Origin of the sequence: Nonomuraea sp. NPDC003709 (assembly GCF_040610775.1) — a bacterium.
Taxonomy (GTDB): Bacteria; Actinomycetota; Actinomycetes; order Streptosporangiales; family Streptosporangiaceae; genus Nonomuraea; species Nonomuraea angiospora_A.
Window position 1 is genome coordinate 245,293 of sequence record NZ_JBEXMW010000009.1, and the last position, 21,355, is coordinate 266,647.

Genomic DNA, 21,355 nt, shown 5'->3' on the forward strand with positions numbered 1-21,355 from the left:
CCATCTTTGAAAGTGGGACCATGGTCGACGTCGCAGGCGCGGCCGAGCCGCTCGGTCACAAGAGCAACAAAGGCCACACTGACCACCCAGGCTCCGAGAACGACGCCGAGATGCTCGCCGTACGGCTGGCGCACGCCCAGCGGCTCGGCAACATGGGCTGGGCGGAATGGCACATGCACAGCGGCGAGACGATCTGGTCCGACCAGGTCTACCTGATCTTCGGCCGCGACCCGGCCGACGGCCCGATCGCCCTGCCCGACCTGGCCAAGCACGTCGAGCACGCGGACATGGGCACGCTCGACCGGCTCCTGTGGTCGGCCGTCGAGAGCGTCGAGCCGGTCCAGGCCGAGTTCCGCATCCGCCGCCGCGGCGAGCTGCGCGACCTGCGCGTCGTCCTCGAACCCCTCATGGCCCCCGGCGGTCCCATCGGCCTGCACGGCGTCATCCAGGACATCACCGGCCGCCGCCGCGCCGAGCGCCTGATGTCGGAGTCGCGCCGCCAGCTCCTCGAGGCCCGCGAGCAGGCCGCCGAGGAGCTCCACGTCATGCTCGCCCTGCGCGAGGCCATCCTCCCCGAGCACCCCGGATGCCTCGACCTGCCGTACGCCACCATCGCGGTCCGTTACGTGCCCGCCGAGAAGACCGCGAGCCTGGGCGGCGACTGGTTCGAGGCCGCGCCCGCCCCCGACGGCCGGCTGCTGCTGGCCATCGGCGACGTCTCCGGCCACGGCCTGCCCGCCATCGCCCACATGGCCCAGCTCCGCCACGCCCTTGTCGGCCTGGCCATGACCGGCCAGCCCGCCCACCGGCTGCTCACCTGGCTGAACGACCTCGCCATGCACCAGCTCAAGGAGACCACCGCCACCGCGATCATCGGCCACCTGGATCCGGAGACCCGGGTGTTCGCCTGGGGCCAGGCGGGCAACCTGGCGCCCATCCTCGTGCGCGACGGCGTCGCCCGCCAGCTCGACCAGCCGCGCGGCGTGCTGCTCGGCGCCGCCTCGGGCCGCCCGTACGAGCTGGCCACCACCCGGCTGCTGCCCGGGGACCTGCTGCTGCTGTTCACCGACGGGCTGGTCGAGAGGCGCACCCGCGACATCGACGTCGGCCTCGACCTGGTCCTGGCCGCCGCCCGCGATGTGCCCGCCCGCGACCTGGACGCCGGGCTCGACCACCTCCTGGCCGACATCGGCGGCCCGAACCCCGAGGACGACGCCTGCCTGCTGGCGGTCTCCATACCGGCACAGAGCACGGAACCGCTCGTCAAGAGTGCGACCATAGACCCGTGCTGATGCTTCTCGACACCCCGTCGCTCTACTTCCGCGCCTTCTTCGGCATACCGGAGTCGATCAAGGGCCCGGACGGCTCTCCGGTCAACGCCGTGCGCGGACTCATCGACATGATCGCCACCCTTGTCCGCCAGCACTCCCCCACCGAGCTCGCGGCCACGATGGACGCCGACTGGCGGCCCGCCTTCCGCGTCCAGGCGATCCCGACGTACAAGGCCCACCGCGTCGCCCACGGCGACACCGAGGAGGTCCCCGAGGCGCTCGTCCCGCAGATCGCCGTCATCCAGGACGTGCTCGACGCGCTCGGCATCGCCCGCCTGGAGTCGGCCGGCTACGAGGCCGACGACGTCATCGGCACCCTCACCCACCGGGCCCCGGGCGCCGTGGACATCGTGACCGGCGACCGCGACCTGTTCCAGCTCGTCGACGACGCCCGTCCCGTACGCGTGCTCTACACCGCCCGCGGCATCCGCAACCTGCAGATCGTGGACGAGGCGTTCGTCACCGCCAAGTACGGCATCCCCGGGCGCGCCTACGCCGACTTCGCCACCCTGCGCGGCGACCCCAGCGACGGCCTGCCCGGCGTGTCCGGCGTCGGCGAGAAGACCGCCGCCGCCCTCATCACCCGCTTCGGCTCGCTCGACGCGCTGCTACAGGCCCTCGACGCGGGCGTCACCGACGGCTTCCCCGCGGGCGCCCGCACCAAGCTGGGCGCCGCCCGCGACTACCTGAGCGCCGCCCCCGCCGTCGTCAAGGTGGCCCCCGACGCGCCGCTGCCCGACGTCGACCTCACCCTGCCGGCCAAGCCGCGCGACCCCGAGGCCCTCGTGGCCCTCGCCGACCGCCACGGCCTCGACGGCCCGCTCAACCGCCTGCTCGACGTGCTGAGCCGCTAGCTCTCCAGGTAGGAACGGACGGCCTCCTGCGCGGCCTCGCGCAGGCGGGCGTGCATGATGACGTTCTGCTCGCGGTCGGTGCGCACCTCGACCACGCGCGGCCCCTCGCCGCGCATCGCCTTGGAAAGGTCGGAGATGTCCTCCACCAGCGTGTACGGCGTCCGCGTGGCCGCCGCCACGTACGCGAGGTCCACCCCGTGCGGCGTGCCGAACACCCGCTCGAACGGGTCGCGCACCGCCGCCTGGGGCAGCAGCGAGAAGATCCCGCCCCCGTCGTTGTTGACGACCACGAAGCACAGGTCGGGCCGGGGCTCGCGGGGCCCGAGGATCAGCCCGTTCTGGTCGTGCAGGAACGAAAGGTCGCCGATCAGCGCGTAGGAGGGGCCGTTGTGCGCCAGCGCCGCCCCCATCGCCGCGGACACCACGCCGTCGATGCCGGAGGCGCCCCTGCTGGCCATCAACCTGATGCCGCGCCGCGGCCGCATCGCCTGGTCGAGGTCGCGGATCGGCATCGAGGAGCCGCAGAACAGCAGCGCGCCGTTGGGCAGCGCGTCCACCAGGTCCCTGGCCAGGCGCGGCTCGCTCGTGCCCGAGGCGTCCAGCACCGCGTCCGTGACCGACCTGACCACCGCGTCCGCCTGCCGCCAGGCGTGCAGCCACGAGTCGTCGCCGGCCGCCACCGGGATCTCCACGGCCTGCGCCACCTGCGTGGCCGAGCGGGTGGGGTCGGGCCAGCGGCCCAGGTCGGGCGCCACCACGATGTGCTCGCCGGCCCGCTTCAGCCACGACAGCAGCGGCCTCGACAGCCCCGGCCGCCCCAGCGTCACGATCACGTCGGGCCGGTGGGTGTCCGCGAACTCCGGCATGCCCAGCAGGTAGTGGTAGGTGGAGATCGCGTGGTCGCCGTAGCGGCCGCCGCCGTTGGGCTCCGAGAGCACCGGCCAGCCCGCCATGCCCGCCGCCGCAACGTACCGGCGCACGTTGGCCGCGCCGTCGCCGACCACCAGCACGCCGCGCCTGGTCGGCGCGATGTGCAGGGCGACGGGCGGGGGCGCGACCCTGGCGCGCACCCACGGGCCGTTGCCGCCGCTGTCGAGCGGCTCGGACCAGGCGGTGTCGCCGTCGGGGATCAGCGGCTCCCTGAAGGCCAGGTTGAGGTGCACGGGACCGGGGTCGGACGGGCCCGACGCGCGCTGGTAGGCGCGGCAGGCCAGCGAGCGCCAGTAGGCGACCTGCCCGGGACGGTCCTCCGGCACCCCCACCTCGGCGAACCAGCGGGTCGACGAGCCGAACAGCTTGATCTGGTCGATCGTCTGGTTGGCGCCCGTGCCGCGCAGCTCGGGCGGCCGGTCGGCGGTCAGCAGCAGCAGCGGCACGCCCGACTCGCTCGCCTCGATCACGGCGGGGTGGAAGTTCGCGACGGCGGTGCCGGACGAGCAGATCAGCGCCACCGGCCGCTCGCCGCGCTTGGCCAGCCCCAGCGCCAGGTACGACGCCGACCGCTCGTCGATGCGCACGTGCAGGCGCACCCGCGACTCGGCGTGCAGCGCCAGCGCCAGCGGGGCGGAGCGCGAGCCGGGGGCCAGCACCACGTCGGTGAGGCCGCAGCGCACCAGCTCGTCGACCAGGACTGTGGCCAGTGCGGTAGCGGGGTTCAACGTGACGCCTCCTGCATCCGGCGAAGCCACTGGGGAGATTCAATCTCAAAAGCCGACAAATGCTGAAAATCCACCGGGGGGCGCCGTACCGTCAGAGATCCCTCCACCGGCACCAGGGAGTCGTCCACCACGTCGCCCGCCAGCAACGCCATCGTGCCCAGCCCGCACGCGTACGGCAACGCCGGCAGCGCCGCCGCCAGCGCCAGCCCCGCGGCCAGCCCGACGGACGTCTCCACGGCGCTGGAGACCACGGCGGGCAGCCCGCACGCCTCCACCACCTTGAGCGCCGCGCGCACCCCGCCGAGCGGCTGCACCTTGACCACCGCGATGTCGGCCGCCTCGGCCGCCCGCACCCGCAGCGGGTCCTCCGCCCTGCGGATGGACTCGTCGGCCGCGATCGGCACGTCGCAGGCCCGCCGCACCGCCGCCAGCTCCTCCAGCGTGGCGCACGGCTGCTCCGCGTATTCCAGGTCGAACCGGTCGAGCCGCTTCAGCCGCCGCACCGCCTCGTCCACGTCCCACGCGCCGTTGGCGTCGATCCGCAGCCGGCCGCCCGGCCCGAGCGCGTCGCGTACGGCCTCCACCCTGGCCACGTCGTCGTCGAAGGTCTGGCCCCGCTCGGCCACCTTCACCTTGGCCGTGCCGCAGCCCGAGCGCCGGACGATGTCATGGGCCTGCTCGGGCCCCACGGCGGGCACGGTCGCGTTGACGGGGACGCTGTCGCGCACCGGCTCCGGCCATCCCTCGAAGGCCGCCTCGCGGGCACACGCCAGCCAGCGGGCGCACTCGCGCGGGCCGTACTCGGGGAACGGGGAGAACTCCCCCCACCCGGCGGGACCGTGCAGCAGCACGCCTTCCCTGACGGTCTGTCCACGGAACCGGGTGCGCATGGGGATGCGGAAGACCACGGGAGAACGCGTCACGACCCTCCCTGCGCCTCTGTCCGACCTGTCGCCACTAACCTTACGAGCATGTGGAGGAACCCGTCGCATCCGGACCGTCCGCTGCATGCCATTGTGCAGCCTCCCGGACCCGCCCTGTACACGGCGATCCGCGACGCGCTGAGCGGCGAGGGACCCGCCGTGCTCCCCCTGGCGCCGGGCCAGTCCGAGGCCGCCCTGGCCGCGCTGCGCCCCACGCACGCCGACGGCGCGCCGCAGAGCGACGGCGAGGGCGTCCCCTCCGACGTGGCGGTCGTGATCGCCACCAGCGGCAGCACCGGCGCCCCCAAGGGCGTGATGCTCTCGGCCACCGCCCTGCGCGCCTCGGCCGCCGCCTCCCTGCGCCACGTGGCGGCCTCCAAGGGCGAGCGCTGGCTGTGCTGCCTGCCCGTCTCCCACATCGCCGGCCTCCAGGTCCTGGTACGCGCCCTGCTGTCGGAGAGCGAGCCGATCATCCACGCCCGGTTCGACCCGCACGAGGTGCTCGGCTCGGGGGCCGACCACGTCTCCCTCGTCCCCACCCAGCTGCACCGGCTGGTCGAGCTGGGGGCGGACCTGTCGGTGTTCCGCACGATCCTGCTCGGCGGCGCCGCGCCCCGGCCGGGGCTGCTGGAGCGGGCCCGGGGCCTCGGCGCCCGGATCGTGACGACGTACGGGATGAGCGAGACGTGCGGCGGCTGCGTCTACGACGGCCGGCCCCTTCACAACGTGGAGGTCAAGATCGGCGAGGACGGGCTGATCAGGATCGCCGGCGCCGTGCTGTTCTCCGGCTACCGCTTCGGCGCCGCCGACCCGTTCGACGGCGACTGGTTCCGCACCTCCGACCTGGGCGAAATGGCCGGCGGCCGGCTGCGCGTGCTGGGCCGGGCCGACGACGTGATCAACACCGGCGGCGAGAAGGTCGTGGCCGCCGCCGTGGCCCAGGTGCTCGGCGCCCACCCGGAGGTGGCCGACGTGGCCGTGATCGGCACCCCTGACGCCGAGTGGGGCGAACTGGTCACCGCCATCGTGGTGCCCGCCAATCCCGACACGCCACTCACGCTTCCTCAATTGAGGGCGTTCTGCCGCGATAGGCTTCCCCCTCATGCCGCCCCGCGCAGCCTGCGCCTGGTGCCCCAGCTGCCGCTGCTGCCGAACGGGAAGACCGACTTCGTCCGGCTCCGGGCAGGAACCTGATGAGTTGCGGCTGCGTCTTAGTTGGGGAGAGGGAGGGAGCCTTCATGGATCAAACCCGCAAGATGTGGGCATCCGCGGCCGTCGTCGGCGTCATCGTCGTCGGGGGCGCCTCAGTCGCGGCGGCCGCCTCGGCGGGCAAGCTCGACCAGGTCGCGAAGGAGACCCGAGCCGTGGTGGAGAAGGCACCGCCGACTTCGAGCCCGAAGCCCACGACCAGCGACGATGGCATCGTGGTCTCCCGCGATGTCAACCCCGACCCCGACGCGGTCGTCGACTACTGGACGGACCAGCGTCTGCAGGACGCCCAGCCGATGCCCATGCCCGAGGTGTCGCCCGGGGAGATCAAGATCCGGGAATAGGACTGACGGGAGGGGCGGTTCGTCTATCGGGCGATCCGCCCCTTTTTCGTCCCACCGGGAACAAATGACAGCGATTGGCGTTATTGATACTGGTGCGCCGTGCGGACTGAAGCCGCCCCACCACAACCTGCCTGATCGCTTCGACTCCGTACGGAGGAGGTGTCCTCATGCCCAGAACCGCCGTAGCGACCCCATCTGCGACTCTCGACCAACTCATTGAACGAGGGCGAGCCCAGGGTCACCTTTCTCTCGCGGAGCTGCGTGACGCGTTCGCCGACGCCGGCATCAGCCCCTCTGAAGGCCGCACGATCCTGCGCGAGCTCTCGGAGAGCGGTGTGAGCCTGGCCGCCGAGAACGAGCCGTCTCTCAGCAAGACCGCCCCGAGGAAGACCCCCAGGAAGCCCGCGCGGGCAAAGACTACCGGCCGCAAGGCGGCGGAGGCAAAAACCGCCCCGTCCAGGAACGGCACGGTGAAGAGCGCCCCGGCCAACGCCACCGAGGCGGCCGCCAAGGCCGTGACCCGTCCCGAGCCCAAGCCGGAGCACGAGGAGGACGTGCCGGAGGACCTCGAGCTGAGCGCCGAGGACTCCGAGATCGAGAACGAGCAGATCGACCTGGACGACACCCAGTCGGCCATGGGCGACTCCGTGCACACCTACCTCAAGTCCATCGGCCGCCGCACGCTGCTCACCGCGGCGCAGGAGGTCGAGCTGGCCCGGCGGATCGAGGCGGGCCTGTACGCCGAGTACAAGCTGGAGACCGAGCCCAACCTGTCCGTCTCCGCCCAGGATGACCTCCTCCTGGTGATCGAGGACGGCAAGCGGGCCAAGGACCACATGCTGGAGGCCAACCTCCGGCTCGTGGTGTCGGTCGCCAAGAAGTACACCGACCGCGGCATGTCGCTGCTGGACGTGGTCCAGGAGGGCAACCTGGGACTGATCAGGGCCGTGGAGAAGTTCGACTACACCAAGGGCTTCAAGTTCTCCACGTACGCCATGTGGTGGATCAGGCAGGCCATCCAGCGTGGTTTCGCCGACTCGGCCCGTACGATCCGGCTGCCCGTGCACGTGCTGGAGATGCTGTCCAAGCTGTCGCGCATCGAGCGTGACATGCACCAGCGCCTGGGGCGCGAGCCCACGCCCGAGGAGCTGGCCGTCGAGCTGGACAAGACGCCCGACCAGATCGAGGAGCTGCTGCGTACCAGCCGCCAGCCGATCTCGCTCAACGCCACGATCGGCGAGGACGGGGAGACCACGATCGGCGACCTCATCGAGGACGTGGACTCGCCCGAGGCTTCGGAGATCGTCGACCGTCAGTTGCTGGGTGACCAGCTGCGCGGCGTGCTCGACAACCTCTCGCCCCGGGAGGCGAGGATCATGGCGCTCCGCTTCGGCCTGGTGGACGGCAAGCCCCACACGCTGGACGAGATCGGCAAGCACCTGGGGCTGACCCGGGAGCGGATCCGCCAGCTGGAGAAGGAGTCGCTCTCCAAGCTCCGCCACCCCAGCAACACCCGCCCGCTGCTGGACTGGGCGAGCTGAAAACCGAAGCCCCGGCACAACGAGGGAGGCTGTGCCGGGGCTTCTTCATGCCCGTGTTCATGTCCGTGGGTTTTATGCCCGTGGGACGGGCAAAGCGTCAGAGGGTCGCGGGCACCGGGCGCGGCACGCGCGGGATCCCCCACATCCGGTTGTCCTCGCGCAGCGTGCGCAGCCGGTCGACCTCGGCCGTCCACATCGACCCGGCGGGCGTCGCCTTGGCCTTGCGGCGCGCGATCCGGTCGTCGTAGGCCTTCACCCCGAACGTGGCCCGCTGCCCCGCCTCGGCGGCGCGCAGGGCGTCGGTCAGCGCGCGGTCGAAGGCCCGCCCTGCTGCCACCAGCTCGATCTCATCCGCCGCCGCGGCGCGCAGCACACGCAGCGTCTCCTCGGCTTCCCGGGCCTTGTCGAGCAACTCGGGGAAGCTCTTGGAGATCTCCTGGTCCGCGTGATAGCGAACCTCGGCCTCCCGGCTCACCCGCGGACGGAAAAACGCCATCGACCCTGCCCTTTCACACAGCCGGTACTCGTTCAACCGCCAAGGGTACGCCGTCGTACGACACAGCGGGAAATCGACCCGGCGCGACCGGCTTTACGAAGTAAGATGATCTCCATGCCCGCCAAGAGACCGCCCGTCCCGCTCTCCCGCGAGCGCATCATCGAGGCCGCACTCCACATCGCCGACAGCCAGGGCCTGCGCCGGCTCACCATGCGCCGCCTGGGCGACGCCCTGGAGGTGGAGGCCATGGCCATCTACCACCACCTGCCCAGGGGCAAGGAGGCGCTGATGGACGCCCTGGCCGAGCACGTCACCGCGGTCCGCGTCGAGCAGGCGGCCACCTGGCAGGAGACGGCCAAGGCCTGGTGCCGGGCGGGGCGGGAGCTGCTGCGCGAGCATCCGGGCGTGCTGGCGCTGGCCCTGACCAAGCCCCCCAAGGGCGCCACGGCCATCGCCATCAGGGAGCAGACCGAGCAGCTCGCCGACGGCGGGCTGACCGACGCCGCGGAGGCCGTGCGGGCGCTGAGAGCCTTCGTCTTCGGCAGCGTGGCCGTCGAGGTGCAGCAGTCGGGCTGGGCCGATCCTGAGGTTGATGAATGGGTCAGGCGGGACGAAAGGGCCGATATCGATTTCGAGCGCGGACTCGACGCTCTGCTCAAGGGATTGCAAACGTAGTGCGCGTGTCGCGCTTGGACCGTTATCCTGCATACGGCACGCTGTGTCGAAGGTCACACGAACGGGGATCCCTTCTGTAACAGTCCTGATGGACTATGTCCGGGAGTGTGACATCCGTCGCACACTTGCCAGAACAATTACCCGAGCCGGCTCCCGCCCCTCCCAACGGGAGCATCCCACGAGATATCGGAGGCACGCCGATGTGCCCGCACGACCCGGCCTGTCCGGATGCCGAGGCGCCCGACCGCGAGAAGGCACGCACTCTCGCCTGCCACCCCGAACAGGGGTGGAGCCTGCTCTGCAACGGTGTCGTCCTGTTCGAGGACACCGGGGAGCTGCTGCCCAGCGGCGCCGCCATCGCACCACACCGACCCGTGGTCGGCGCGGCGTGAACTAGGCGTAGTGGACTATCCACTCCGCCACGACCTCGCCCACTCGGGCGGGGTCCTTCTTGAGGTCGTGTCCCTCCCCCGGCAGCACCACCAGGCGTGCCGCGTCAGCGGCGTCCGGCACGCCGAACGGATCCCGGTCCCCGTTGACCACCAGCACGTCCACTCCGGCGCCGCGTAGCTCGTCGGCCCTGGAGCGTTCCGGCTTCCCTGGCGGGTGCAGCGGAAAGGCCAGCGCCACCACGGCCGCCGCGCCGACCGCCCCGGCCGTACGGCAGGCGACCCGCGCCCCGTTGCTCCGCCCTCCCTGCACCAGCGGCAGCCCCGGCCAGAGCGTACGCACCTCCTTGAGGACGATCTCCCACGCCTCGTCCTGTTTGACCGCCGACCCCGGCGCCCGCGCCCCCGCCATCCTGAACGCCTGCGTCACCCTGGCCACGACGGCCCCGGACTCGAGCGCGGCGTCCCGTACGGCGAGCAGGTCGGGAGCGTCCACTCCCCCGGCCGAACCGTGGGTGAGCACCAGCAGCAGCCGCGGGTCCGCCACCTCGTCCACCTGGACGAGCGCGGGCCCTCGCGGGGTCATGACCTCCATGCCAGCACCGTACCTGGGGAGGATCGCGCCCTAGCCCTCAGGTTGGATGACGGCGTGGCGCCGGCGATGGATGATTGCTGTCATGCCAGATAAGCGCCCCATCCGGGATGATCTCCAGGCGACCCTGGACGCCCGCCGGGACCTCGGTCCCGAGTACGAAGCCGCGCTCGTCGAGTCGTTCGTGGAGCGGCTCGACGCCACGATCTCCGCCCGCGTACGTTCCGAGCTGGACCACCACGGCGCCACGCCGCACCGGCAGAAGAGCCCTCCGGGCGCGGCGATGATCCCGATCGCGCTGGGCTCGATGGGCATCGGCATCCCCTTGACGGCCATCGCGGCCGGCAACGCGGGGCTGGTGGGGCTGACGATCACGTGGATCGCGATCGTGATCATCAACGTGGCCTCGGCCGCGGCCATCATGCGCCGCAACTGACCCCGGCGGAAACCCGGCGGAGGCCTACGGGAGCGCCCCCGCCCTTTCCCCTGCCCGGACGCCTCTCTCCGGTCGGGCGCGCCGAACGGGCTCAGCAGTCGGGCGTGCGTCAGGCGGGCACAGCCGGCCGGCGCGTCAGGCGTCGCGGTGGTAGCGGAGGCGGACCTCGGCGGCGAGGGTCTCGTCCTCGTGCTCCAGCCCGTACGACCACACCCGCCCCGCGTCGTCGGCGCGTCCCCGCAGCGGCAGGGTCCGGGCCAGGAGCTCGATGGCCAGGGCGCTGGTCTGCGGGTCCGCCCCGTACTCGACGGTCTCCGCGAACTCCGCGCAGGCCAGCTCCAGATGCGTGATCCCGAGCTGGACCCGCAGCCCCGGCACCTCCTCGGCCGGTGCGTATTCCAGCGCCTCCAGGAGCACGTCGGCCGCCGCCCCGGGCTCCCCGTGCTCCAGCAGCAGGTCGGCCAGCTCCTGGGCCGCCCGCGCGCCGACGCCCAGGTCGCCGCCCTCCATGGCGGCCCGCAGCTCCTTCTCGGCCTCGTCCAGGTCGCCGGCGGCCGTCGCGAGCCGGGCCAGCGCGAGGTGGGCAAGCGGCACATATGCGGCCGTTCCGACCCCCAGGACGGCCTGCCAGGCGGCCCTGGCCTGCTCGGCGCGGCCCTCCCGTTCGAACCCCTGGGCCAGGTGACAGGCGGCCTGGGCGGCGTACTCGGGGTGCCCGGTGGCCAGCGCGGTCCTGGCGGCGGCCCTGGCGGCCTCCACGTCGCCGCGCTCCTCCAGCACCACGGCGAGCCCCACCGCGGCCTGGGCCCGATCCGGGCCGTGGGGGTCGGCGGCCAGCTCGGCGAGGATGGCGGCGGCGCCGTCGAGATCACCGCGTTCGGCCAGGCGGCGGGCGGCGTCGAGGGGCGGGGTCTCCAGCTCTGAGGACGTCAAGAGAGCTCCTTCTGGCGACGGTCGCACCGAGCCTAACCATTTCTGTCGATCATGTCTGCTCAGTTGACGCGGAAGGACTGACCGGCTTCGGACCCCTGCGCAGCAGCAGGCGGACGGTCCTGATCATGACCAGCCCGAACGCGAGCTGGAACACCGCCTGCCCCACCACCAGCGGCCCTTCGGCCAGCACGACCGACACGCCGGAGGCCACCCCGGCGGCCACCTGTAAGCCGACCAGCGCCGCCCCGGTGGACGCCCACGACACCATGCGCACCGCCAGCACCAGCTCGTGCAGGAACAGCGCCGCCCCGAACGACCTGTGAACCCAGTGCACGCCGCTCCCGAGGGTGTAAGGCGTGAGCAGGATCCCGACCAGCAGCACCGCGAACGAGTCGCCGGCCACCGCCACGAACCGCGGCGCGGGGAGGGCGGGCGCGGCGGCCCGCAGCGCTCTCCGGGTGTAGAGGGCCGCGCCGAGGAACCCGACGGCGTACGGGACGACCGTGCGCCAGTGGACGCCGAAGTCGCTCATCCCGCAGTTGAAGGAGAGGCATCCGGGCATGATCACCAGGCAGACGATCAGCCCGGATAACAGGGACACCTGCCCCTTGACCAGGTCGCCCACCGCGCCGTCGCCCATCACCGGCCTCCCAGCCGATGATCCCACGCCAACCCGACCCCCGCGATGCCCCACCCACGGGGTGACGGACGCCCGCCAGGGGAGCCCGTGGTCGGCGCGGGCGCGGTGGTGAAGCCGCGCCCGCGGTGGGCTGCTGGTCCTCGTACGCGAAGCGACGAGGACCCACGCCCAAGGCTCCTAGTCCTCGTACGCCTCCAGCGGCGGGCAGGAGCAGACCAGGTTCCGGTCCCCGTAGGCCTGGTCGATCCGGCGCACCGGCACCCAGTACTTCCCGTCCCGCACCGACGGCAGCGGATAGGCGGCCTCGCCGCGCGTGTACGGGTGGGTCCACTCGTCGGCGCTGACCGACTCGGCCGTGTGGGGCGCGTTCCGCAGCGGGTTGTCCGCCGGGTCGTAGGCCCCCGACGCCACCTTGTCGATCTCGCCGCGGATCGCGATCAGCGCGTCCACGAACCGGTCGAGCTCCCCGAGGTCCTCGCTCTCGGTCGGCTCGATCATCAGCGTCCCCGCCACGGGGAACGACATGGTCGGCGCGTGGAAGCCGTAGTCGATGAGCCGCTTGGCGACGTCGTCCACGGTGACCCCGGTCTCCTTGGTGATCTGCCGCAGGTCGACGATGCACTCGTGGGCCACCAGCCCGCCGCGCCCCGTGTAGAGCACGGGGAAGTGCGGGGCGAGCCGCCTGGCCAGGTAGTTGGCCGACAGGATGGCCTGCTCGGTGGCCGCCGTGAGGCCCTCGGAGCCCATCATCCTGATGTACGCCCACGAGATCGGCAGGATCCCGGCCGAGCCGTACGGGGCCGCCGAGACGGGGCCCACCGGCGTGCCGTCGTGCAGCGGGTGGCCGGGCAGGAAGGCCGCCAGGTGGCCGCGGACCGCGACGGGGCCGACGCCCGGCCCGCCGCCGCCGTGCGGGATGCAGAACGTCTTGTGCAGGTTGAGGTGGGACACGTCGGCCCCGAACTCGCCCGGCTTGGCCAGCCCGACCAGCGCGTTGAGGTTGGCCCCGTCCACGTAGACCTGGCCGCCGGCCTCGTGCACCTTGGCGCACACCTCGGTGATCGTCTCCTCGTACACGCCGTGCGTCGAGGGGTAGGTCACCATGATCGCGGCCAGCGCGTCACGGTGCTTGTCGATCTTGGCGTCGAGGTCGGTCAGGTCCACGTTGCCGTCGGAGTCGCAGGCCACGACCACGACCCGCATGCCCGCCATGATCGCGCTGGCGGCGTTGGTGCCGTGGGCGGAGGACGGGATGAGGCAGACGTCGCGCTCGCCGTGCCCGTTGGCACGGTGGTAGGCGCGGATGGCCAGCAGCCCGGCGAACTCGCCCTGCGAGCCGGCGTTCGGCTGGATGGAGACGCGGTCGTAGCCGGTCACCTCGGCCAGCCAGCTTTCCAGCGTGCCGATCAGCTCGCGGTAGCCCTCGGCCTGGTCGTCCGGCGCGTACGGGTGGATCGCGGCGAACTCGGGCCAGGTGATCGGCTCCATCTCGGTGGTCGCGTTCAGCTTCATCGTGCAGGAGCCGAGCGGGATCATGGAGCGGTCGAGCGCGATGTCCTTGTCCTGCAGCTTGCGCAGGTAGCGCAGCATGGCGGTCTCGGAGCGGTGGCTGTGGAAGACCGGGTGGGTGAGGTAGCCGGACTCGCGCGCCAGCGAGGCGGGCAGCGCGTCCGCGTCCAGGGCCACGTCGGCCTGCTCGACGCCGAAGGCGGCCCACACCTTGGCGACCTCGGCGGCGCCGGTCTTCTCGTCGCAGGAGATCGACACGTGGTCGTCGTCGACGCGCCAGAGGTTCACGCCCTGCTCGACGGCGGCGGCGACCACTTCGGCGGCCCGGCCGGGCACGCGTACGAGCACGGTGTCGAAGAACTCGCGGTGCACGACCTCCAGGCCCGCCTGGCGCAGCCCGTCGGCCAGGGCCACGGCGTGCCGGTGCGCCCGGTGGGCGATCCGGCGCAGCCCCTCGGGGCCGTGGTAGACGGCGTACATGCTCGCGATGACGGCGAGCAGCACCTGCGCGGTGCAGATGTTGCTGGTGGCCTTCTCGCGGCGGATGTGCTGCTCGCGGGTCTGCAGGGCCAGCCGGTACGCGGGGTCGCCGTCGGCGTCCACCGACACGCCCACCAGGCGGCCGGGGAGCTGGCGCTGCAGGCCCTCGCGTACGGACATGTAGGCCGCGTGCGGCCCGCCGAACCCGAACGGCACCCCGAACCGCTGCGAGGAGCCGATCGCGATGTCGGCGCCCAGCTCGCCGGGCGCGGCCACGAGGGTGAGGGCCAGCAGGTCGGCGGCGGCCACGACGAGCGCGCCCGCCTCGTGCGCGGCGGCGGCCACGGCGCGGAAGTCGCGCAGCCGCCCGGACGCGCCCGGGTACTGGACGAGCACGCCGAAACACTCGGGCAGCCCGCCCTCGAGGGAGTGCTCCACCAGCGTGATGCCCAGGGGCTCGGCCCTGGTGGCGAGCACGGCCTTGGTCTGCGGCAGCGCGTCGGCGTCCACCACGAACACGCTGCTCTTGGACTTGCCCGAGCGGCGGGCCAGGGTCATCGCCTCGGCGGCGGCCGTGGCCTCGTCGAGGAGGGAGGCGCCCGCGACGGGCAGGCCCGTCAGGTCGGAGACGACGGTCTGGAAGTTCAGCAGCGCCTCGAGGCGGCCCTGCGAGATCTCCGGCTGGTACGGGGTGTAGGCGGTGTACCAGCCCGGGTTCTCCAGCAGGTTGCGCCGGATGACGGCGGGGGTGATCGTGTCGTGGTAGCCCAGGCCGATCATGGAGGTGAGCACGCGGTTGCGCCCGGCCAGGGCGCGCAGCTCGGCGATGGCCTCGGCCTCACCGACGGCGGCGGGCAGCTGGAGCCGGTCCTTGGCCCTGATGGCCTCGGGGACGGCCACGGCCACCAGATCCGCCACGGACTCGAAGCCCACGGACTCGAGCATGCGCTGCTGCTCGGTCGCGGATGGGCCGATGTGCCTGGACGAGAACGGCGGAGCTGACAGGTCGGTCATGGACAGTGCCTCCTGAGGCTATGGAGACCGGCGCCGTGGCGCGGGCGAGTGCCGGATCTCCCCCTCTGTCAGCGCGGCGACGCCGCGACCTGAGAGCTTCACCCCGGGAACGGGGCTTGCACCGTCGGTGAGGCGCGCCTGGCGGGCGCGCCTGCTTTCCAGAGTTGCCTCACCCGAGCGGTACAGGGTGCCTGAGAGATTCCGGGGAGGGTTGCTCCTTCGGCGCCCTGAGACCCGCGGGTCCCAGGGACTCTCCCGCACGGGGTCGTCAGCCTTGCTGTCCTAGATTACAACCCTCCGCGTTACGCATGAATTTCCCCGTCGATGCGTTATGTGCGGATTGCCCGGTGGGCCGCGTCCGGCGGCCCACGGCAGAAGGGGGTGTGCTAGCTGAGGCGCCGCGCGCGGCGACGGCGGGCGAGCTCGTCAGCGGGGTGGTCGGCCGGGACGCTGTCCTCGACCGCCGCTCGTTCCCCCGGCAGCTCCGCGAGGGAGCCCTCGACCTCTCGCCAGACCCGGCCGAGCGCGATGCCGAACACGCCCTGACCGCCTTGGAGCAGGTCTATCACCTCGTCGGCCGAGGTGCACTCGTAGACGCTGACACCGTCGCTCATGAGCGTGATCTGCGCGAGGTCGGCGACCCCGCGGTCACGCAGATGCTGGACGGCCGTACGGATCTGCTGCAGCGACACCCCGGTGTCGAGGAGCCGCTTGACGACCTTGAGCACCAGGATGTCCCGGAAGCTGTAGAGCCGCTGTGAGCCCGAGCCCTGCGCGGCTCTTATCGTGGGCTCCACGAGGCCCGTGCGCGCCCAGTAGTCGAGCTGCCTGTAGGTGATGCCGGCCGCCGCGCAGGCCGTCGGCCCGCGGTATCCGATGTCCGCCGGCAGCGACGCCGGCTGTTCGTCGAAGAGCAGGCCCTGCTCTCCGGCACGCTGCCGCGCGCTCTCGCGCCGAACCGGATCTTCCTGGCCGGCCGTCTTTCCCTCGCCGCTGCTGACCGCCACGCGGACCTCCGGCTTTCTCTCATCCCGCGGCCTGATCTGGGGGTTCGTAAAGGGCGACCACGGGTTTCACTTGCACCGTAGGACCGTGACCATGCTCAGTCAACGATCCGGCTCGGCGCGTCGTGAAGCGTAAATGCACCGAAATACCTACCCCGCCCTGCCGAAGTCTTCGGGAGTGATCGTGTCAAGGAACTCTCTGAACTTCTCCACCTCGTCTTCCTGGTCGTCCGGGATGATCACCCCGGCCTCCTGGACGACCTCCTCGCTGGCGAAGATGCGCGCTCCGGTGCGCAGGGCGAGCGCGATCGAGTCGGACGGCCGCGCGCTCACCTCCACGCCGTTGGAGAAGACCAGGTCGGCGAAGAAGATGCCGTCGCGCAAGGCGACGATGTTGACCGCTCGCAGGCCGACGCCCAGAGCGCTCAGCACGTCTCGGAAGAGGTCGTGGGTGAGCGGACGCGGCGGTGGCTCCTCCGCTTGGGCCAGCGCGATGGCCGTCGCCTCGGTCATGCCAATCCATATAGGAAGGAACCGCTCCCCGTGTGCCTCCTTGAGCAAGACGATCGGCTGATTTGTGGGCATTTCGACTCGAACGCCCACGACCTCCATCTGCAACACGGGCTGCTCCGTATTCCTGACCGGTCACCCGGCACAGCTATTTGCGGGTCGCTACTGCTGACTGGCTACTGCAATTCAACGTAACACCCGGCGGGCATGGAATGCGCCTCCGCCTCCCAGCTCGCCAGGGTCTCAGCGCCCCAGTACGGACCGGATCCCCGACCGCACAAGGGATGCGTGCAGGTCGAGCAGGAGTGTGGAAAGCTCCCTGGCGACCTCGTCGGCCTCCCCGATGGCGCCGGGGGCCCGCCGTTTGAGTATGGGCGCGACCGCCTGCTCGACGAGCCCGCACTCGCGCTCGGCCGCGGCCTTGACCGCCCGCAGGTGGCGGGCGTGCAGCCCGAAGCGGGCCAGCGCGCCGATGCTGCGGGCCACGTTGAGCGCCTCTTCGTCGTAGCGCCTGGCCACCGGGGCGAGCAGGCCGTAGTCCTCGAGCTCGGTGAGCGTCTCGTCGTCGATCTCCGCCGCCTCGAGCAGCTCGGCCCGGCTGAGCCGGACCTCCGTCTTCTCCTGTACGGCGCGCGGACGGCCGAAGCTCTCGGCCATCCTGTCCTTGATCACCCGCAGCGGCAGGTAATGGTCGCGCTGCTCGCGCAGGATGAAGCGCAGCTGCTCCACGTGCAGGTGAGTGAACTTGCGGTAGCCGGACGGGCTGCGCTCCGGCTCGATCAGCCCCTCACCCTCCAGGAAGCGGATCTTGGAGATCGTCACATCGGGGAACTCGCCCTGCAGGAGCGCGAGCACCTCCCCGATGCTCATGTGAGAGCGTGCCGCCTGGGAGGTCATGTGACCTCCCGGGACGGCGCGTCCACGAGTCGCTCGCTCGGCTCGATCATGCGCCGGCGTGGGTCCGCATCAGGAAGACGAGGCGGAACTTGCCGATCTGCACCTCGTCTCCGGAGTGCAGGGGAACCTCCTCGATGCGTTCCCTGTTGACGTAGGTGCCGTTGAGGCTGCCCACGTCGCGCACGGAGAACTGACCGCCGGGGTGGCGGTAGAACTCGACGTGGCGGCGGGAGACCGTGATGTCGTCGAGGAAGATGTCGCTCTCCGGGTGGCGCCCGGTCGTGGTGAGGTTCTTGTCCAGCCGGAAACGGCTCCCCTGGTTGGGGCCCCTGGTCACCGTGAGCAGCGCCGTGCCGGGCGGCAGCTGCTCGACCAGAGCCCGCTCCGCCAGGAGCATGTCGCCTGCCTCAGCCTCGTATGCCTCGATTCCCGCGATGGAGATCGTCGACGTGGTGTCCCCGGAGACCTCGGGTCTGGTCAGCGGTGACCCACAGCGGGAACAGAAACGGGCATCCTCGGGGTTGGCGTGCCCGCACTGCGTGCAGTAGACGCTCGGCATCGATCGGCTCGGCCTCCTACCGCGAAGACGCGGCGACGGTGCTCAAAGACGCGCCTCGCTTCGCTTTTTCAAGTTTGCGAATGCCGCAAGATACGCTGATCAGCGGCAAAGGTCAAGGCGGGGCACTGGACTGTGGTTTGGACGCAGACAAAGTTACCGCCGCTTCCGCCCCGTGGTCCATGCCGCCGCGCGTTTCTACATTACGATCTTGCGGCACTGTCTGGGCACGTCAACCCTAATGGCTTTTTCTTCACCCTCCGCGACGATTGTTCACATGGCGGCCTGCTCCACGATGCGGGCCCACCGTTCGAGCAGGGCCTGGGCGCCGTCCATGTCGCCCGCCTCGGCCCACAGATCGGTCACGGGCTCGGTGGCCGCGGGCAGCACGAGCACCCAGCTCCCGTCGTCGTGGGCCACCCGCACGCCGTCGGTGGTGTCGATGCGCCGGCCCTCGTGCTCGGCCTCCGCCGCCTCGATGACCGAGCGCATGACGGCCCCCTTGGCCGCCCACGGCGTGGGGATCGTGCGCTTGAGCATCTTGACCTCGGGGATCCTGGCGTCGATCTGGCTGAGCGACAGGCGGGTGCGGGCCACCAGCCCGAGCAGGCGCATGAACGAGGCCAGCCCGTCGATGGCCGGGCTGAACTCCGGCACCACGAAGCCGCCGCGCCCGTCCGCCGCGAAGATCATGTCGGGGCCGGCGGCGGCCGAGGTGAGGGCGTCGAGCGCGGTGGAGGTCCACTGCACCTGTACGCCGTGGAAGCGGCAGACCTGCTCGGCGACCCTGGTCGTGGTGACCGGCAGGGCCACCTGGCCGCCCCTGCGCTCGGCGGCGACGAGGTCGAGGACGACGAGCAGGGAGCGTTCGTCGTTGATGAGCTGGCCCATCTCGTCCACGAGGGCGATGCGCTCGCCCACCGGGTCGAAGCGGACCCCGAACGCCGCCCGTGACGAGCTGACCAGCTCCGACAGGCGCTGCAGGTCGCGGCGGCGCTCGGCGAGCGTCTCGGTGGGCGAGACGTCGTCGAGGCGGGCGTTGACGGTGAGCACCTCGACCCCGACGCGGCCGAGCAGCGTGGGCAGCACCAGCGAGGAGGTGCCCCCCGCGCAGTCCACGACGACCTTCATGTCCCTGACGTCGCCCACGTCCACGTGCCGCAGGAGCTCGTGGGTGTAGTCCTCGACGGCCCTGGCCGGATACGTGAGCTCGGCGATCTCCCCCGGGAACGCGCGCCGGAACTCCTGCCGGGAGAAGACCCGCTCCAGCTTGCGCTGCGCGGCCGGGGGCAGGTCGGCGCCGCGGCCGTCCATGATCACGATGTCCACGCTCTGCGGGTCGCCCGGGGTGGTGCGCAGGGTGATGCCGCCCGCGGCCGACTCGCGGGCCGTGTGGAAGCGCGTGACCGGCAGCGGGGCGGCCTCCAGGTCAAGGACGTTGATCGCGCCCGCGGTGAGCGCGCCGATGACGGCCCGCTTGAGCGCCCTGGCGGCCAGGGAGCAGTCGCGGGAGGTGACGACGTACTCGCCCTTCTTGAGGGTGGTGGCGTACGCGCTGGCCAGCCGGACGCACAGCTCGGCGGTGATCTCGACGTTGACCAGGCCGCTGACGCCCCTCGGGCCGAACAGGTTGCGCTGGCCGCGCGACTCCCAGATGACGCTGGTGTTGACGACCGCGCCGGCCTCGATGGTCTTGAACGGATAGACCTTGACGCCGCTGGAGACGTACGCCTCGGGCTCGATGACGCACTCGTCGCCGATGACGGCGTTCTCCTCGATGCGGGCGCCGGCCATGATGTCGGTGCTCTTGCCGATGACGCAGCCGCGCAGGTGGGCGCCGGGGCCGAGGTAGACGTTGTCGTGGACGACCGCGCGGTGCAGGAAGGCGCCCTCGCGGACGACGGCGTTGTTGCCGAGCACGGTGTACTCGCGCAGCTCGGCGCCCGCCTCGACCTTGGCGTAGTCGCCGATGAGCAGCGGGCCCTTGAGCACGGCGTCGGGGTCGACCGAGGCCGAGTCGGCGACCCAGACGCCCGGCGAGAGCTCGAAACCGCCGATCTCCAGGTTGACCCGGCCGGACAGGGCGTCGGCCTGGGCCTTGAGGTAGCTGTCGTGGGTGCCGACGTCCTCCCAGTAGCCGTCGGCCACGTAGCCGTAGATGGCGGCGCCGCTGTCGAGGAGGGCGGGGAAGACGTCGGAGGACCAGTCGACGGGCTCGCCCGCGGCGACGGTGGCGAGGACCTCGGGCTCCATGATGTAGATGCCGGTGTTGACGGTGTCGGAGAAGACCTGGCCCCAGGTGGGCTTCTCGAGAAAGCGCTGAACGCGTCCCCCGTCGTCCACGATGATGATCCCGAATTCGAGGGGGTTCGGGACGCGCTTGAGGCCGATTGTCACAAGTGCCGAATTTTCACGATGAAACCGGATCATGTCGGTTAAATCGATATCTGTCAGGGCGTCGCCGGAGATCACCAGGAAACGGTCGTCGCGGAGCCGGTCCTCGGCGTTCTTGACGCTGCCCGCCGTCCCGAGGGGCACGTCCTCGGTGGCGTACTGGAGGCTCATGCCGAGCTCGTCGCCGTCGCCGAAGTAGTTGCGGACGAGCGCCGCCAGGAACTGGAGCGTGACCACCGTCTCGGTGATGCCGTGGCGCTTCAGCAGGCGCAGCACGTGCTCCATGATCGGGCGGTTGACCACGGGCAGCAGGGGCTTGGGCTGGTTGGCGGTCATGGGACGCAGCCGAGTTCCCTCTCCGCCTGCCATGACGACCGCCTTCACCCGATCACTCCTTTTTGGCCGAGGTTACGAGTTGCAGCACCTGTACCACATACAACACGCCTGCCCACCAGTACAGGCCCGTTCCCCAAAGCGCGAATGCCCACCCGACAATTCGTGCTATATCGGCATACCACCCCGTATGGGAGGCAAGGAAGAGGAGAGGGAAGGCGTACATGAGGTTGAACATGGCAGCCTTGCCCAGGTAATGCACCTGAAGTGCCTTGTAGCCATGTTTGCGAAGTACGGGGATGAAACAGGCGACGAAGAGTTCGCGGCCCAGGATGACCACGACCAGCCACCACGGGATCACGTCGCGTAGCAGCAGGCCGATGATGGTGGCGAAGACGTAGAGCTTGTCGGCGGCGGGGTCGATGATCCGCCCGAGCCTGCTGGTCTGGTTGAAGGCGCGCGCGATCTTTCCGTCGAGCCAGTCCGTGAAACCGGCCACCGCGAGGATCGCGATGGCCCATCCGTCCGCCTTGGGCCCGAGAACCAGCCAGAGGAAGACGGGGACGCCGAGGAGTCGCAGGAAGCTCAGCAGGTTGGGAACCGTCCAGATACGGTCCTCGGCGGAAGTTTCGCTCAC

General features: G+C 71.1%; 21 protein-coding genes and 1 riboswitch. Of the genes, 8 read left to right on the forward strand and 13 right to left on the reverse strand.

The genetic code is table 11. The features are described 5' to 3' along the window. The first annotated feature begins 20 nt into the window (after positions 1 to 20). Entirely contained in the window at positions 21 to 1,292 is a 1,272-nt protein-coding gene (locus tag ABZX61_RS27765; RefSeq protein ID WP_355198934.1) for a SpoIIE family protein phosphatase, read from the forward strand. Next, positions 1,292 to 2,185 (forward strand): 5'-3' exonuclease, encoded by an 894-nt coding sequence (locus ABZX61_RS27770; RefSeq protein WP_350734849.1) that lies wholly within the window; start codon positions 1,292 to 1,294, stop codon positions 2,183 to 2,185. The genes ABZX61_RS27765 and ABZX61_RS27770 overlap by 1 nt, the downstream gene beginning before the upstream one ends. Here the strand turns inward: ABZX61_RS27770 and menD are convergent. Together menD and ABZX61_RS27780 are read right to left on the reverse strand one after the other, a co-directional pair. Continuing rightward, on the reverse strand, positions 2,182 to 3,843 hold the full coding sequence (gene menD, locus ABZX61_RS27775) for a 2-succinyl-5-enolpyruvyl-6-hydroxy-3-cyclohexene-1-carboxylic-acid synthase (RefSeq protein ID WP_355198935.1): 1,662 nt from the start codon (positions 3,841 to 3,843) through the stop codon (positions 2,182 to 2,184). The two genes, ABZX61_RS27770 and menD, sit on opposite strands and share 4 nt — an antisense overlap. Continuing rightward, positions 3,840 to 4,766, reverse strand: a complete 927-nt coding sequence (locus ABZX61_RS27780; RefSeq protein WP_355198937.1) for an o-succinylbenzoate synthase — start codon at positions 4,764 to 4,766, stop codon at positions 3,840 to 3,842. The genes menD and ABZX61_RS27780 overlap by 4 nt, the downstream gene beginning before the upstream one ends. A gap of 48 nt (positions 4,767 to 4,814) precedes the next feature. Between ABZX61_RS27780 and ABZX61_RS27785 the strand changes: the two genes are divergently transcribed. The 3 genes from ABZX61_RS27785 to ABZX61_RS27795 all read left to right on the forward strand — a co-directional run bounded on the left by ABZX61_RS27785 (position 4,815) and on the right by ABZX61_RS27795 (position 7,860). Further along, positions 4,815 to 5,960: an AMP-binding protein gene (locus ABZX61_RS27785; protein ID WP_355198939.1), complete on the forward strand. Its 1,146-nt coding sequence runs from the start codon at positions 4,815 to 4,817 to the stop codon at positions 5,958 to 5,960. Positions 5,961 to 6,004: 44 nt separating this feature from the next. Beyond that, positions 6,005 to 6,319 carry a hypothetical protein gene (locus ABZX61_RS27790; RefSeq protein WP_355198941.1) on the forward strand — a complete coding sequence of 105 codons (315 nt, stop codon included), beginning with the start codon at positions 6,005 to 6,007 and terminating at the stop codon, positions 6,317 to 6,319. Positions 6,320 to 6,486: 167 nt separating this feature from the next. Further along, positions 6,487 to 7,860, forward strand: coding sequence for an RNA polymerase sigma factor (locus ABZX61_RS27795; RefSeq protein WP_355198943.1), 1,374 nt, complete (start codon positions 6,487 to 6,489; stop codon positions 7,858 to 7,860). A 97-nt stretch (positions 7,861 to 7,957) separates the two neighbouring features. On the opposite strand, the gene ABZX61_RS27800 is transcribed toward ABZX61_RS27795, so the two are convergent. Continuing rightward, complete coding sequence (locus tag ABZX61_RS27800; protein WP_350734645.1) at positions 7,958 to 8,356, reverse strand: hypothetical protein; 399 nt, start codon at positions 8,354 to 8,356, stop codon at positions 7,958 to 7,960. A 114-nt stretch (positions 8,357 to 8,470) separates the two neighbouring features. On the opposite strand from ABZX61_RS27800, the gene ABZX61_RS27805 reads away from it, so the two are divergent. Together ABZX61_RS27805 and ABZX61_RS27810 are read left to right on the forward strand one after the other, a co-directional pair. Next, on the forward strand, positions 8,471 to 9,031 hold the full coding sequence (locus tag ABZX61_RS27805) for a TetR/AcrR family transcriptional regulator C-terminal domain-containing protein (protein WP_355198945.1): 561 nt from the start codon (positions 8,471 to 8,473) through the stop codon (positions 9,029 to 9,031). Positions 9,032 to 9,231: 200 nt separating this feature from the next. Beyond that, entirely contained in the window at positions 9,232 to 9,423 is a 192-nt protein-coding gene (locus ABZX61_RS27810; RefSeq protein WP_185074362.1) for a DUF5999 family protein, read from the forward strand. Position 9,424: 1 nt separating this feature from the next. Here the strand turns inward: ABZX61_RS27810 and ABZX61_RS27815 are convergent, their stop codons facing one another. After that, a complete protein-coding gene (locus ABZX61_RS27815; RefSeq protein ID WP_355198947.1) occupies positions 9,425 to 10,015 on the reverse strand; it encodes an alpha/beta family hydrolase in 591 nt (196 codons plus the stop codon). Between the two features lie 82 nt (positions 10,016 to 10,097). On the opposite strand from ABZX61_RS27815, the gene ABZX61_RS27820 reads away from it, so the two are divergent. After that, positions 10,098 to 10,448 (forward strand): hypothetical protein, encoded by a 351-nt coding sequence (locus ABZX61_RS27820; RefSeq protein ID WP_350734649.1) that lies wholly within the window; start codon positions 10,098 to 10,100, stop codon positions 10,446 to 10,448. 135 nt (positions 10,449 to 10,583) lie between these two features. Here ABZX61_RS27820 and ABZX61_RS27825 read toward each other — a convergent pair whose 3' ends face one another. The 9 genes from ABZX61_RS27825 to ABZX61_RS27865 all read right to left on the reverse strand — a co-directional run bounded on the left by ABZX61_RS27825 (position 10,584) and on the right by ABZX61_RS27865 (position 21,355). Next, the gene (locus tag ABZX61_RS27825) at positions 10,584 to 11,381 is read right to left on the reverse strand and encodes a tetratricopeptide repeat protein (RefSeq protein WP_355198949.1); all 798 of its coding nucleotides are present in this window, start codon (positions 11,379 to 11,381) and stop codon (positions 10,584 to 10,586) included. Positions 11,382 to 11,430: 49 nt separating this feature from the next. Next, a complete protein-coding gene (locus ABZX61_RS27830) occupies positions 11,431 to 12,021 on the reverse strand; it encodes a hypothetical protein (RefSeq protein ID WP_355198951.1) in 591 nt (196 codons plus the stop codon). A gap of 177 nt (positions 12,022 to 12,198) precedes the next feature. Then, positions 12,199 to 15,024 (reverse strand): aminomethyl-transferring glycine dehydrogenase, encoded by a 2,826-nt coding sequence (gene gcvP / locus ABZX61_RS27835; RefSeq protein WP_355198953.1) that lies wholly within the window; start codon positions 15,022 to 15,024, stop codon positions 12,199 to 12,201. Between the two features lie 168 nt (positions 15,025 to 15,192). Continuing rightward, positions 15,193 to 15,292: riboswitch (glycine riboswitch) on the reverse strand. A gap of 118 nt (positions 15,293 to 15,410) precedes the next feature. Continuing rightward, positions 15,411 to 16,031: a MerR family transcriptional regulator gene (locus ABZX61_RS27840; RefSeq protein ID WP_350734655.1), complete on the reverse strand. Its 621-nt coding sequence runs from the start codon at positions 16,029 to 16,031 to the stop codon at positions 15,411 to 15,413. A gap of 147 nt (positions 16,032 to 16,178) precedes the next feature. Then, entirely contained in the window at positions 16,179 to 16,649 is a 471-nt protein-coding gene (locus tag ABZX61_RS27845; protein ID WP_090771501.1) for a bifunctional nuclease family protein, read from the reverse strand. A gap of 132 nt (positions 16,650 to 16,781) precedes the next feature. Next, complete coding sequence (locus tag ABZX61_RS27850) at positions 16,782 to 17,408, reverse strand: MerR family transcriptional regulator (protein WP_350734657.1); 627 nt, start codon at positions 17,406 to 17,408, stop codon at positions 16,782 to 16,784. A gap of 73 nt (positions 17,409 to 17,481) precedes the next feature. Then, entirely contained in the window at positions 17,482 to 17,994 is a 513-nt protein-coding gene (locus tag ABZX61_RS27855; protein ID WP_185074355.1) for an FHA domain-containing protein, read from the reverse strand. A gap of 270 nt (positions 17,995 to 18,264) precedes the next feature. Continuing rightward, the gene (locus tag ABZX61_RS27860) at positions 18,265 to 20,769 is read right to left on the reverse strand and encodes a mannose-1-phosphate guanyltransferase (protein WP_350734658.1); all 2,505 of its coding nucleotides are present in this window, start codon (positions 20,767 to 20,769) and stop codon (positions 18,265 to 18,267) included. Between the two features lie 4 nt (positions 20,770 to 20,773). Beyond that, positions 20,774 to 21,355: a CDP-alcohol phosphatidyltransferase family protein gene (locus tag ABZX61_RS27865; protein ID WP_319717518.1), complete on the reverse strand. Its 582-nt coding sequence runs from the start codon at positions 21,353 to 21,355 to the stop codon at positions 20,774 to 20,776.